We start from the raw sequence: 12,880 nt of genomic DNA, 5'->3' as shown, positions 1-12,880 counted from the left end.
GGGCCGCCCGTCGCAGGGTGTATCGCGCCCTCGCGCTGGCGCTGCGAAGACTGGTCGGGCTCCGTCGTTCCGCCAGCACTGCCCGCTAGCCGGTTTCGATCAGCGCGCTATGCGGCTACTTAAGACTTGGGGGTAGGGCTTGATCCGGCCCGGATCGGGTCTAAGTGCCCGGTGGGGCTACCTGTGGGTTTGGTATCGGCCGTCGGCGGCCGCGGTGAGTCGGTAGGCCAGGGCGCGTACGGCGTCTTTGAGGGTGTCGGGGTGTTCGATGACGAACGGGCGATTCAGGCCGGCGAGGACTGGGGGAATCCAGTCGAGTTGTTCGGCCCGGATTCGGACCCGGACCCACGGGCAAGTGTCGGCCGGCGGTGAGTCGATCTCGTGCATGGTCGCGATCGTCGCGGGGAGCAGCGGGCGGACCTGGCTGAGCGTGCCCTGCACTCGGATCGATACCTCGTGCCGGTAGGGCGCCGTGGCAAGTGCGGACAGCAGGTGAGCTGCCGGCTCGAATCCGGTGGGCGGAGTGAACGTTCCGGGCAGTGTGGTCACCGCGGTGATCCGGTCCAGCCGGAACTGGCGTAGTTCGTCGCTGTTGCTGTCCTGCCCTGTCAGGTACCACCGGCCGGAGTGGTCGACGAGCCCGTAGGGGTGCACGGTCCGCTCGCTGGGCCGCCCGTTTCGGTCGGTGTAGTCGATCGCGACCGGTCGGTGCTCGCGGGTGGCCTCGGCGAGGCGGAGCAGGACGGCGGTCTCGACAGCGACTTCCGGGCGAGCGTCGGCGGTGAACTCGACGGTGTTGATCAATGCGTCCAGCCGGGCCGTCAGGCGGGCGGGCAGGACGCGGCGGAGTTTGGCCGTCGCGCTGTCGGCTGCGCGGGCGGAAGCTGTCGATCGGTCGGCGCCGCGGTTGGTGAGGAGTCCGAGTAACACCGCCACCGCTTCGTCGTCAGTCAGCATCAGCGGCGGCATTCGGTACCCGTGGGCGAGCTGGTAGCCCCCGTAGCGGCCCCGAACCGATCGGACGGGGATATCCAGGTCGGTGAGATGGGTGACGTATCGCCTGACGGTGCGTTCATCGACGCCCAGCCGTCCGGCCAGTTCACCGACGGTATGGGTACCGCCGGCCTGCAACAACTCGAGCAGGGCCAGCACGCGGGCGGTGGGGCGCGTCATCGGGAAATTCTCGCATCTATACCGGGCGGAAACTGTCCGGTATCGACTCTACGGTGGCGTGCGGCGGCGGAACTTCCGCCTCATCCGACAGCAGGAGCACACAATGAAGCTAGTCTCGATCCGCCTGATCACCGATGACATCCAGCGGTTGGTCAGCTTCTATCAGCACGTGACCGGTGTCGAAGCAACTTGGGCTACACCGGATTTCGCTGAAATCGTCACGCCTGCCGGCGCACTCGCGATCGGAAGCACCCGCACCGTGGCGCTGTTCGCGGCAGGCAGCGCGCGCCCAGCCGACAACCACACCGCGATCATCGAATTCCTGGTCCCCGATGTCGATGCCGATTACCGACGGTTGCGGGATGCGGTCGAGGATTTCGTCAACGAGCCAACGACGATGCCGTGGGGGAACCGGTCGTTGCTGTTCCGCGATCCCGACGGCAACCTGATCAACCTCTTCACGCCGGTCACCGCGCAAGCCGTCGCCAAGTTCGCTTCTTGACACCCGCTCATCGGCATGAGCGCGCTCTCGAGTCGACTAGAGCCAGACACGTGAAAGCGGAACCTCGATCGGTGATGAGGCGGCTCCGCCCGATCCGCGCCGCGGCTAGATGGCCCGGCGGGTTTCGTCGAGACCTGCGATGCCCTCGGCGAAGCCGACGGCGGGCTCGTACTTCAGCTCGTGGCGGGCCAGGGTGATGTCGTATCGCCTTGGCAGGGCGAGGAATTCGATCTCGAATCGGGTCAGTGGCGGACGCCCGGGCAGCGGCAGGGTGGACCAGAGCCATTCGGCGGCACGGGCGAGGGCGAATAGCGGCCCGGACGGGACCGACCGAGTCGGCATCGACGCGCCCTGGGCAGCGAGCACGCCGGTCAGGAACTCGCGGACCGGCATCGGCTCGGCGTTGGTGATGAGGTACGTGCCGCCGGGCGTGCCCTCGCTCAGCGCGGCGGCGACAGCGGCGGCGACGTTGTCGACGTGGACATGTTCGAAACTTGCCATACCGTGATCGATCAGCGGCAGCTTGCCGGCGCGGGCGCGAGTGGCCAGGTCGGCCAGCTGCCCCGAACCCGGACCCCAGATGAAGGTGGGCCGCAGCACGATCGTCTCGATCACATCCGCGTGCGCGCGGATCAGGTGTTCGGCGGCGAGTTTCGCTTGGCCGTAGCGTGAGCTGGGCACGGCCGGGGTGGGCTGGGATTCGGTGATGTCGAGCAGCGGCCGACCGTCCTGCAGCACCGATTCACTGCTGATATAGACGAATCGGCGTACACCGTGCCGCACGGCCGCGGCCAGCACATCGCGCGTGCCCTCCACGATCGCCTCGTCGAGGGCCCGCTGCGGAGCCCACGTCGACACCAGCCCCGCCGCATGAACGACGACGTCGATACCGGCCAGCCGATCTTCCCAGGCCGCCACGTCCTCGAGGCTGCCCGGCACGACGGTTACCTGCGGAATGCGCCTGCCCGTGCCCCGGACCAACGTCGATACGTCGTGTCCGTCGGCCACCAGCCGATGCACCACACGTTGCCCCAAAAACCCGGTCGCACCCGTAAGCAGCACCTTCATCCCTATCTACCTTTCTCGAAAGTAACTTGACCGGTCATCATAGTATGATCGTAGCTTGACCGGTCGGCATAGTATTCTGGAGATATGCCTCGTCCCCCATCCGATTCCCGGCCGCGCCTGGTAGCGGCCGCCCGCGAGTTACTGCAACGCCAGGGCTATCAGGCCACCGGGCTCAGTGAGATCGTCGCTGCCAGCGGCGCCCCCCGGGGCTCGCTGTACTACCTGTTCCCGGGCGGGAAGCAGGAGCTGGCGGTCGCGGCGATCGAGGAATCCGCGGACGAGTTCACCCGGTTGATTCGGGAAACCGCCGCCCACGCGCCGGACGTGCGCTCCTTCTGCGAGCAATTCGCCCTGCACTTGAGCCGAGGACTCGTCGAATCGGGCTATCTGGGCGGGTGCCCGGTCAGCACGGTCACCCTCGATTCCGCTCCGCGCTCCACCGCCCTCACCCTCGCCTGCCGTGACGCCTATCGGCAATGGCGCACCGCCTTGACCCAGGCGCTGGTGCAGTACGGCATTCCGGCGGCGCGCGCCGAACGGCTCGCGGCACTCATGCTGTCAGCGGTCGAGGGGGCCATGATCATCGCTCGTGCCGAATGCTCCACCGTCCCGCTGGACGACATCCACCTCGACCTGGCCGCTCTCGCGATCGCAGCCACTGATTCCACCGGGACCCAAACGTCCAGGGCGACCGAAGGATAAGCTTCGGAACTCCAGACTCTGTCGTGCGTCTTATGGGACTGTCGCGGAGTGATCGGGCACTCGCCTCGACCGCGGTTCTGAGCATCCTGTACTGCCGAATTCGCTTTCAGGTCAGAGAAGTTCAGCGCGATAGGCTTTCGGTCATGAAGCGGCCAGACCAGAGCTCTCCGCCGACCTACGATGAAGCGCTGCGAATCGCGCGCGATCTGGTGCGGGATCCCGACACTCTTGTCCCATACCCCCACCAGGGGCTGGAGAATGCTCGCTACGGGCAAGGTTTCGCGTTCTTACAGACAATCGGAACCGACCGCGGCGAGATGGACGGCTACGTCCTGGTGACCACGACCAGTTACGGCAGCGGGCTACTGTCCGCGAGCGGAGACACCATCGAATCGGTAATCGCCGAACACTTGTCCCAAGCCGAACATGCCAACAGACACATCCCCGACAGCGAACTGTCGGTGGCGCACCGCCTGGCGCTCGAGGCCTACGACGGCGGCCTCACACGCATAGGCGAGATACCCCGGAGCGGAGCGATCGCTCCCGAGGTAGCCGACTACGCCGAGTTCCTTCTAATCGGACTGCGGCGCAGGGGCGTCCGAGGAGACTCGGCACGCAGCATCTTCGCCCGCAATGATTTTCTGATGCAAAGTCCGGCCGCTGGGCGTCGATACACGCAACCCTGCCCGCACTGCGACCGGCCGACGATCTATGAGGAACGCTACCCCCGCGCGGTCTGCGATCACTGCCTGAGCCGCACCACCGACCACGCCGGGCGCCGGGTCAGGGGTTTCAACACCAGTATGAGTGGCGGGATGATCTGCTACTACGCGGATACGCTCGAGCACCCGGACGGCTCCGGCTCCCAGAAGGAGGAATGCGTCGAGACCACTCGAACCGGTGCATGTTTTATCGACGGACACCCCGCGACCATGCAGGAGGCACGTTTCGGCGGGATCGTCGTCCAGATGGAGCCCCGCAAGTCGGCACGTCGGAGGTGGTTTCGGTAGGCCGAACGAGCCGTAGTGCCTGCATACCGCGTCGACCCAACCATCAGCACCCGTCAGCGGTGACCATCATCGTGGGGTAACGGTCGGACGTTGTGTCAGTCACCGCGTCAGGTCGGCATCAGTGCGCTGTCAGCCGCTCCGGACAAAGTATGCCCATCGAACAAAACAGGCCCGGACCGACACCGGTTCGGGCCACTGCCACAACGGATTTCGAAGGAGCGCAAAATGTCCGCCACCCTCACCCTGACCGACCAGGACAAGGCCACCGTCCGCTCTGCCGCCTACGGTGCGGTCTCCCTGCTCGCCGCCGCCTCCGTTGAGCCCCACAAGGCCGCCACCGCCGGCTCCATCGCGTTGACGTCGGCGACCGGCCGGGTCGGGCACGTGCTGAACGCGAAGTCCAAGGACATCCATCTGACCGGCAGGACCGTCGCCGAGCTCGCCGACCAGGTGCTGCCGGCCCTGGCCGCCGCGGTGGCTCTGCTCGACCAGCAGGATCCCGCCGAGGCCGACAACTTCCGCACCACCGTGCTGGTCGCCCTCGAAGCCGCTGCGGCAACGAGCCGCAACGGTCAGCCCGGCCCCGTCGTCGACGAGATGACCCGCAAGGTGGCTGCGGCTCTGCACGCCGCGTGAAAGAGCGGAGGCCAACCGCCGCGGGTCGCCGAATGAATCCCTGAGATTCCCTCAGCACCGTCGATCTCGGGCATACCGCGCTGACCGAACCAGCCAGCGCAGTATGCGGCTACTTAAGACTGGTGTCAGGGCTTGATCCCGGCCTGGATCGAGTCCCAGGTGCCCGGTGGGAGGCTCCCTATGCGGCTGCCCATTGGAGCGCGTTCGAAGGTCAGGTCGATGATGTTCGGGCATCCGTGCGGCGGTGTGGGCAGCGTTCCCGATCTCGGACCGGCAGGAGCCGCGCTGAGCGTTGCCGCCCGCACCTGGGGAGCCCGTCGCCGCCGCGCCGTAATGGTCGTTGCGCGATAGGATCGAGCTGCCCGGTTTCCGGCTCCGGTGATCGTTGTTCAGTAAAGGGAGTCCGAGCGGATGGATCGCCGGAAGAAGGAAATCAGTCGGCGCGGTGTGTTGCTGGCGGCCGGAGCAGCGATCGCACTCACCGCATTGGCCCAGCCCGCGCAGGCGGTGACGATCACGCGGAAAGTTTCCCCGGGCCCCGAGGAGCCGGGGAGGCGGGCGGACCTGGCGGAACAGGCCATCGTGCAGCGGCACGTGCGCACGCTCTGGGGTCAGCCGCAGATGCGGCTGGGCACGCTCGTCTGGCCAGGGTCCTTATTGGACCAGTCGTTCGCGCGATGGTGCTATTGGTGGCAAGCCCACCTTCTCGACTGTGCGGTGGACGCCGCGTATCGCGCCCGCACGCCCGAACGCATAGACCGGGTCGTCGCCATCGCGCGCGGTATCCGTACCCGCAACCTCACCGGCTGGACCAACCGGTACTACGACGATATGTCCTGGTTGGTATTGGCACTCGAACGCGCCGACCGGCTGCTCGGCGTCCGCTTCGGCGACGCCGTCGGCGAGCTGCGAGCCGGTTTGATCGAGGGATGGAATCCGGATGTCGGTGCGGTGCCCTGGCGGTCCGGCGACGAGTATTACAACACCCCCGCGATCGGTCCGACCGGCATCGCTATGGCGCGTTTGGGCGAACTTTCGCGCGCCGGACAACTCGCCGATTTCCTGCACACCCGATTGCGCGACACCGCCAGCGGCCTGGTTCTCGACGGTGTCCATGAGCCAGGCGGACGAGTAGAGCGGACCGTCCACACCTACTGCCAGGGGGTGACCATCGGGTTGGAAACCGAGCTGGCGCTTCGCACAGGTGAATCACACCATCGCAGGCGCGTGGCAGATCTCGTCGCCGCGGCGGGGGACAGGCTCACCGACGCCGGGGTGATCGTCGCGGCCTCCGGCGACGACTCCGGGCTGTTCATGGGCATCCTCGCCAGATATCTCGCGGAGGCCGCACTGTCCTTGGGCGACACCACCGCGGCGAATATCGTGCACGCTTCCGCGCAGGCGGCCTGGAAACACCGCGCCGAGGTGGACGGGCTACCACTGTTCGGTGTGGACTGGACCCGCCCGGTCACGGTGCCGGCGCATCCGGAAACCTTTCCCCAGTTCACCCACTCGTCCGCCGCTTCGTCGGCGAACCTGAGCAGCGATCTCTCGGTACAGCTGAGCGGGTGGATGCTGCTCGAAGCGGATCACCAGCTCATCGCCGCGGGCCGCTGAGCCCATGGGGGAAGCGCGGCGCGCAGGGACTTCTACCGCTTTTACCTGGAAGCCAGAGAGCAAAGACTCGATCGGAGGTGCAACCTGCGGCCCATCGACCTCGCCCGGGAACACGGGTTGTCCGCACAGGCGATCCGCAACTACGACGACGCGGGCATCCTCCCGCCGACCGAGCGCAGCGAGACCGGTTACCGGCGCTACACGCTCCTGCACAAGCAGGCGCTACGCGCTTTCCTGGCGTTGCGCGGTGGCCACGGGCACCAGCAGGCAATGGAGATCATGCGCGCGGCCAACCGCGGCGATACCGAGTCCGCCTACCGGCTCATCGACGCCTCCCACGTCGCGCTGCTCACCGAACGCGACACACGCACCGAGGTCGCCAAGGCCTTGGGCGGTCTGTCCACCGCGATGCCGACTCCGGTCCACGGTCGACCGTTGACCGTGGGCGAACTCGCGCGCCGAATCCGCGTGCACCCGGCGACCCTGCGCACCTGGGAGACCCAGGGCATCCTGCGCCCCGAACGCGATCGGGCAACGGGCTATCGCCAATACGGACCGGACTGCATACGCGACGCCGAGATCGCGCGACAATTGCGCCGAGGCGGCTACCTGCTGTCCCAGGTCGCGCAGTTCATCGAGTCACTGCGCGAGGCAGGCGGGGCGGACGCGCTGCGGGTTTTCCTCGACTCCTGGCAGGACCGGCTGACCGCGCGCAGCCGCAACCTGCTCGCCGGCGCGGCCCAGCTCGATGCCTACCTCACGATGCTCGATCGCACACCCCAGGAATGATCCACAATCCGCGGAGCCGCGAGGACTGTGTCGACTCGCTCGGTGCGGCGAGTGGGGTAGACGCCGGTCTCCAGGCGCAGTAGACCCTTGTCAGCCCGCGTTGCGAATCTGGGTCAGGAATTCCGGGTTGGTTCCGGTTTGGCGGAGGCCGGTCAGTAGCAGTTCGAGCGCTTGCTGCGGGTCGCGGCCCGAGAGGGTCTTGCGCAGGGACCCCGTGGCCGTGAGCTCGTCGGCGGACAGCAGCAGTTCCTCTTTGCGGGTGCTGGAGCGGTCGATGTCGATCGCGGGGAACAGACGGCGGTCGGCGAGGTGCCGATCGAGCTTCAGTTCGGCGTTTCCGGTCCCCTTGTATTCTTCGAAGATCACGGTGTCGGCGAGCGAGCCGGTCTCGACCAGGGCAGTGGCGATGATGGTGAGTGAGCCGCCGTGCTCGATATTTCGTGCGGCGCCGAGGAATTTCTTCGGTGGCGCGAGTGCCCCGGCGTCGACGCCGCCGGAGAGGATGCGGCCGGACCCGGCGGCCGCCAGGTTGTAGGCGCGGGCAAGCCGGGTCAGCGAGTCCAGCAGCACGACGACGTCGTGACCCATTTCGACGAGGCGTTTCGCGTGTTCGATGGCCAGTTCGGCGAGTGCGATGTGGTCCTGGGCCGGTTGGTCGAAGGTCGCGGCGGCGACCTCGGCCGGTACCGCGCGGGACAGGTCGGTCACCTCTTCCGGGCGTTCCCCGACCAATACCAGCATCAGCTGGCATTCGGGATGATTCTTGGCGATGCCGTGCGCGATGGCTTGCAGCACAGAGGTTTTGCCCGCCTTGGGCGGTGCGACGACCAGCGCGCGCTGGCCCTTGCCTATCGGCATGACCAGATCGGTGACGCGTGTGGTCAATTCATGCGGCTCGGTCTCCAGCCGTAGCCGGTCCTGGGGATAGATGGGGATCAAGTCGGCGAAGTGCGGTCGCGCTCTGGTATTGCCGGGTGGCAAGCCGTTGATGCTGTCCACTCCGACGAGCGGTGCGAGTTTGGCGCCTTCACGTTTCGGTCCGACCGTGCCGGTGACGGTATCGCCGCGGCGCAGGCCGTGCTCGCGGATCAAACGCGCGGGCACATGAGCGTCCCGCGGTCCGGGCAGATAACCGTCGACGTGCAGCGAGGCGTGGTTGTGCGTGATGTCGAGGATGCCGGTGACCGATTTAGTCCGGTTCTCCCCGGTGGGGCTGTCTTCACTGTGGATAGTGTTGTCTTGCATGGTTTTTCTCCTCGGGGGAATGAATGTGGCGGGTTGCCGATGAATGCCGCCTACGGGAATGACGCTCGTTGCATGCGCCGTTAGGTGGCCGGGCGCTGTCTGCTCCGGACGTGCTGCCGAGCGCACGGCATACGAGACCGCCGTGGCGACTGTGGATTCTTGTGGGAGGGAGTCGACACCTACATCCACAAGATGGAGACCGCCTCACGGTAGCGGCATCAGCGACAACACGCAATAGCGCCCGTTTGTTCCCCGCCGTTGATCAGCTGAACTGCTCAGGACGCGAGCACGACTGCGCGCTGCTCGAGAGAGCCGCTTCGCGCACCTTGTGAAGTCGCGAATATGCTGTGGCGCAGGCACTTCAGACCCAGGCTTGCCTGTTTGTCCAAGCGGGCGGCATGGAGTGTGTACCGCCGGCTGTGCTCGGGTGATGCGCGGCGGTCATCGGCGGACTCGTGCTCGGGTCAGTTCCTGCGTCGACGTTGCGAGTCAGGCGCCCAGTCCGGCTCCTGCGCCGCGGGGACGGCTCCGTCGGGCCGTACCCGGTAGACGATCTCGACCGACCCGCCCGGCAGCGCGCGCGAGGTTTCGAATTCCAAGCCCGTACCGACGCTCGAGGCATCAGTGAGGCGCATTCCGCCGCCGACCAGGAACGGCAGGACCACCAGCTCCAGCTTGTCGAGCGCGCCGAGCGCACGAAAGGTGTCGATCGTGCGGGGACCGCCGATGAGATGGACATCGCCACCGCGATTGGCGGCGCGCAAGCGCTCGAGCAGTCGAACCGGATCGCTTTCGACGATGACATCGTCGGGCGTGCCCTTCGGACGACGCGAGCCGAGCACGAACACCTGCAAGCCCGGCCACGGCCACCGGTCGTTCGTGAGCGCCGGTTCGAACGTCGTCCGGCCCATCAGCGCCGCCTCGACAGGCTCGAGGAATTCCGCGATGCCATGGCTGCCAGGCCCGTGGAGCGGATCCAGCACCTGGGGCGGCCAGCCGTTCGGAGTGGTCACATAACCGTCGGCACTCATGCACAGGCGTGCGCGGATCTGCATGCGGCTGTCTCCTGTCAGATCGGTCATGTGTGTCAGGACGGGCCCCCCGACCGAAAATCATCGGTCGCGGCGGCCGGCCCAGCCTTTCGGCATTGCGGCACAGGCGAAGTCGTGTGCACATCGGGAGTGGAACCGGTACGGGGTCGGCCGACGCTGTACCGGTAAGGAAGGCCGGGTGGCAAGCCGGTTTCGTTGCAAGAAAACGCAATCGGGCTGCGACGATCGGACGTTTTCGGAATAACTCCTGGGGCAATCGAGGATGATTTGAACATTGAATGATTTGGACTGCCCCGACCGGATTCGCTGACCCCGGCGCCGAATGCGGGAATATCGCGACGAGACGGGGCTCGCCTATCGATCCGAGCTGTAACGGCACGATCGGTTGTGATTCCCTGGATTCGACTGCTGTTTCTCGAATCCGGCGTGAGCAGGTGGCTGCGGACGAGGCTGCCCTACTGTCTTACATGCCTATTTGTACTGCTCAGCCGGGGTTCGTGTGGTGGAGCGAGATCGCGGCGGTGAGACTCGTGGCGAGATCGGGCGGTCGCGACTATTGCGGCTACCGTGTGGCGCGGTCGTATACTCCCTTTATGGCGGACGGATCATCCTCCACCGAATTGCCCGAGGCGCCGGTTCTCGTGGTCCAGACACGGGAACGCGTCTATCGGCTCCGCGCTGGTGGTGCCTATAACGTCGGTCGCGATCCGGCGGCCGATATCGTCGTCTCCGATCCCCGCGTTTCGTCGTTGCACGCCGTTCTGGAGCGTGGTGCGGACGGTTGGAAAATCGAGGACGCGCACAGTCTCAACGGCACGTTCTTCGACGGTCACCGCGTCGATCGGATGGTGATCGATCACGACGAGACGTTCCAGCTCGGACACGCGGTGGACGGCGAGAAATTGGCTTGCTCGGTGGAAACCCCACCCGAGCAGGAACCCGATGGCGATGCCGGCGGCGACACGATGATCGTGCCGAACCCCGGCTACGCTCTCGACGACGAAGCAACGGTCACGAAGTTCGATCCGGGCCTGCCCCGGCGGGTGTCGCGGTCGGCGCCTCCGGCGGACCACCCCAGCGCGGTGGTCCGGATAACGTCGCCCACTCTCCGAATCGGGCGCGCCGCGGACAACGACATCGTCGCGCACGATCTCATGGTCTCCCGCCATCACGCCGAGTTGCGGACGATCGGTGCGGGCAGATACCGGATCGTCGACCTCGACAGCCACAACGGCACCTACGTCAACGGAGCCCGCGTCGCCGCCGCCGATCTGTCCGAATCCGACTTGATCGGAATGGGCCATACCACCTTCCGGTTGGTCGGCGACGAACTGCGCGAGTTCGTCGACACCGGTGACGTATCGGTCTGCGTGCAGAACATCACCGTCCGGACACCCGAGGGCAAGGTGTTGATGGACAGCGTGAGGTTCCCCATCCCGGGACGATCGCTCGTGGGGGTGATCGGGCCGAGCGGGGCGGGCAAATCGACACTGCTCGGCGCGATCACCGGGTTGCGGCCCGCGACCGAGGGGACGGTGCTCTACGACGGCCGCGATCTGTACACCAACTACGACGAACTCCGCCACCGCATCGGATTGGTACCGCAGGAAGACATCCTGCACAACCAGCTTCCGACGCGCCGGGCGCTGCTCTACGCGGCCGAGCTGCGTTTCCCCGGTGACACGGGCCGCGAGGAGCGCGAGCAGCGGGTCGACGAGGTCCTCGACGAGCTCGGCTTGGCGCGGCACGCCGACACCCGCATCGATCGGCTCTCGGGTGGGCAGCGCAAACGCGTGAGCGTCGCACTGGAACTGCTGACCAAACCCTCCTTGCTGTTCCTCGACGAACCGACATCCGGTTTGGATCCCGGCCTGGACAAGACGGTCATGGAAATGCTGTCGGGACTGGCGCACGACGGGCGTACGGTCATCGTCGTCACCCACAGCGTCGCGAACCTCGATGCCTGCGACCGCCTGCTGGTCCTGGTGCCCGGCGGCCGGCTGGCCTACTACGGTCCGCCCGCGGAAGGGTTGCTGCAGTTCGGCGCGGGGAGCTGGGCCGAGGTGTTCCAGGCTTTCGACCGCGAGGAAGAGCGGGACTGGGCCGGTGAGTTCCGGGAGTCGCCACGCTACGACCGCTACGTGTCGGTCGGCCCGACCGACGATGTCGTCCCCGCGGAAGTGCACACACCGACGCCGCCGCCACCGTCGCAGTCCAAGTTCAGCCAGCTCAGCACGTTGTGCAGGCGTTACCTCGCGGTGATCGCCTCGGACCGCAGTTATCTGGCGCTGCTCGGTGTCATGCCCCTGCTGCTCGGTGGGTTGATCGCCGCCGTGCCGGCCGGTCAGGGATTCACCGGTGCGCCGGGAACGAACGTCGATGCCGCGACCAAGCTCATGATCCTGGCGTTCGCGGCATGCTTCGTCGGCACCGGCAACTCGATCCGGGAGATCGTCAAGGAACAGACGATCTATCGCAGAGAACGCGCGGCAGGATTGTCGGCCGGCGTCTATTTGATGTCGAAACTGCTGGTCCTCGGCGTGATCACCACGCTGCAGGCGGTAGTGCTCGTCCTGATCGGCACCATCGGGGTCAGTATGCCGCCCACGGGGCTGTTCACCTCGGTCGAGCTGGAATTGATGCTGATGATGGCGTTGCTCGGCATCTCGTCGCTGGCACTCGGCTTGCTGGTGTCGGTATCGGTGAACACCTCGGAGAAGACGCTGCCGTTGCTGATCGTGCTGTCCATGGCGCAACTGGTGCTCACCGGCGGTCTGGTGCGGCTGCCCGGCACTCCCGTCCTGGAACAGCTGGCATACATCGCGCCGGCTCGGTGGGGGTTCGCTGCGGGAGCCGCCACTCTCGACCTCGACACCCTCTCCCCGCATGAGGGGGGGCCCGACCCGCTGTGGAAACACACCATCGGCACCTGGGTGCTCGATATGGGAGTGGTCGCCGGTCTGGGAGCCATCTTCCTCGCGCTGGCCTGGTATCGCCTCTACCAACTGCGTCCACGGCGCCGCGGCGCCCGCCGCCCCGCGACGATCTGACGTCTTCGCGTGCCGCGCCGGCGCGCGCCCGTGGCG

At 66.6% G+C, this 12,880-nt stretch carries 11 protein-coding genes; 7 read left to right on the top strand and 4 right to left on the bottom strand.

Annotated elements, in window-relative coordinates; translation table 11 throughout:
• Window positions 1-177: 177 nt before the first annotated feature.
• Window positions 178-1,173, bottom strand: a complete 996-nt coding sequence (locus ACIA5H_RS13325; protein WP_397076142.1) for a helix-turn-helix transcriptional regulator — start codon at window positions 1,171-1,173, stop codon at window positions 178-180.
• A 103-nt stretch (window positions 1,174-1,276) separates the two neighbouring features.
• Between ACIA5H_RS13325 and ACIA5H_RS13320 the strand changes: the two genes are divergently transcribed.
• Complete coding sequence (locus ACIA5H_RS13320) at window positions 1,277-1,675, top strand: VOC family protein (RefSeq protein WP_364435253.1); 399 nt, start codon at window positions 1,277-1,279, stop codon at window positions 1,673-1,675.
• 105 nt (window positions 1,676-1,780) lie between these two features.
• Here ACIA5H_RS13320 and ACIA5H_RS13315 read toward each other — a convergent pair whose 3' ends face one another.
• A complete protein-coding gene (locus ACIA5H_RS13315) occupies window positions 1,781-2,743 on the bottom strand; it encodes an NAD-dependent epimerase/dehydratase family protein (protein ID WP_397076140.1) in 963 nt (320 codons plus the stop codon).
• An 84-nt stretch (window positions 2,744-2,827) separates the two neighbouring features.
• Between ACIA5H_RS13315 and ACIA5H_RS13310 the strand changes: the two genes are divergently transcribed.
• From ACIA5H_RS13310 to ACIA5H_RS13290, 5 genes are all read left to right on the top strand, one after another.
• Window positions 2,828-3,445 (top strand): TetR/AcrR family transcriptional regulator, encoded by a 618-nt coding sequence (locus ACIA5H_RS13310; RefSeq protein WP_379256020.1) that lies wholly within the window; start codon window positions 2,828-2,830, stop codon window positions 3,443-3,445.
• Between the two features lie 143 nt (window positions 3,446-3,588).
• Window positions 3,589-4,455 (top strand): hypothetical protein, encoded by an 867-nt coding sequence (locus tag ACIA5H_RS13305; RefSeq protein ID WP_355078633.1) that lies wholly within the window; start codon window positions 3,589-3,591, stop codon window positions 4,453-4,455.
• Between the two features lie 225 nt (window positions 4,456-4,680).
• Window positions 4,681-5,091 (top strand): hypothetical protein, encoded by a 411-nt coding sequence (locus ACIA5H_RS13300; RefSeq protein ID WP_397076137.1) that lies wholly within the window; start codon window positions 4,681-4,683, stop codon window positions 5,089-5,091.
• A gap of 411 nt (window positions 5,092-5,502) precedes the next feature.
• Window positions 5,503-6,708, top strand: coding sequence for a glycoside hydrolase family 76 protein (locus ACIA5H_RS13295; protein ID WP_397076135.1), 1,206 nt, complete (start codon window positions 5,503-5,505; stop codon window positions 6,706-6,708).
• Window positions 6,709-6,792: 84 nt separating this feature from the next.
• Complete coding sequence (locus ACIA5H_RS13290) at window positions 6,793-7,497, top strand: MerR family transcriptional regulator (RefSeq protein ID WP_397076470.1); 705 nt, start codon at window positions 6,793-6,795, stop codon at window positions 7,495-7,497.
• 90 nt (window positions 7,498-7,587) lie between these two features.
• Here the strand turns inward: ACIA5H_RS13290 and ACIA5H_RS13285 are convergent, their stop codons facing one another.
• Window positions 7,588-8,742, bottom strand: a complete 1,155-nt coding sequence (locus tag ACIA5H_RS13285; protein ID WP_397076133.1) for a transcription termination factor Rho, short form — start codon at window positions 8,740-8,742, stop codon at window positions 7,588-7,590.
• A 464-nt stretch (window positions 8,743-9,206) separates the two neighbouring features.
• Window positions 9,207-9,824 carry a dihydrofolate reductase family protein gene (locus tag ACIA5H_RS13280; protein ID WP_397076131.1) on the bottom strand — a complete coding sequence of 206 codons (618 nt, stop codon included), beginning with the start codon at window positions 9,822-9,824 and terminating at the stop codon, window positions 9,207-9,209.
• A 563-nt stretch (window positions 9,825-10,387) separates the two neighbouring features.
• On the opposite strand from ACIA5H_RS13280, the gene ACIA5H_RS13275 reads away from it, so the two are divergent.
• Complete coding sequence (locus tag ACIA5H_RS13275; RefSeq protein ID WP_397076129.1) at window positions 10,388-12,844, top strand: FHA domain-containing protein; 2,457 nt, start codon at window positions 10,388-10,390, stop codon at window positions 12,842-12,844.
• Window positions 12,845-12,880: the final 36 nt, after the last annotated feature.

The organism is Nocardia sp. NPDC051900 (genome assembly GCF_044452545.1).
Classification (GTDB): domain Bacteria; phylum Actinomycetota; class Actinomycetes; order Mycobacteriales; family Mycobacteriaceae; genus Nocardia; species Nocardia sichangensis.
This window is presented reverse-complemented; position numbering and strand designations above follow the sequence as displayed.

Coding starts and splice junctions, on each gene's coding strand:
- ACIA5H_RS13305 (WP_355078633.1), top strand. CDS start 3,589: ATGAAGCGGCCAGACCAGAGCTCTCCGCCGACCTACGATGAAGCGCTG.
- ACIA5H_RS13320 (WP_364435253.1), top strand. CDS start 1,277: ATGAAGCTAGTCTCGATCCGCCTGATCACCGATGACATCCAGCGGTTG.
- ACIA5H_RS13325 (WP_397076142.1), bottom strand. CDS start 1,173: ATGACGCGCCCCACCGCCCGCGTGCTGGCCCTGCTCGAGTTGTTGCAG.
- ACIA5H_RS13275 (WP_397076129.1), top strand. CDS start 10,388: ATGGCGGACGGATCATCCTCCACCGAATTGCCCGAGGCGCCGGTTCTC.
- ACIA5H_RS13280 (WP_397076131.1), bottom strand. CDS start 9,824: ATGACCGATCTGACAGGAGACAGCCGCATGCAGATCCGCGCACGCCTG.
- ACIA5H_RS13295 (WP_397076135.1), top strand. CDS start 5,503: ATGGATCGCCGGAAGAAGGAAATCAGTCGGCGCGGTGTGTTGCTGGCG.
- ACIA5H_RS13310 (WP_379256020.1), top strand. CDS start 2,828: ATGCCTCGTCCCCCATCCGATTCCCGGCCGCGCCTGGTAGCGGCCGCC.
- ACIA5H_RS13300 (WP_397076137.1), top strand. CDS start 4,681: ATGTCCGCCACCCTCACCCTGACCGACCAGGACAAGGCCACCGTCCGC.
- ACIA5H_RS13285 (WP_397076133.1), bottom strand. CDS start 8,742: ATGCAAGACAACACTATCCACAGTGAAGACAGCCCCACCGGGGAGAAC.
- ACIA5H_RS13315 (WP_397076140.1), bottom strand. CDS start 2,743: ATGAAGGTGCTGCTTACGGGTGCGACCGGGTTTTTGGGGCAACGTGTG.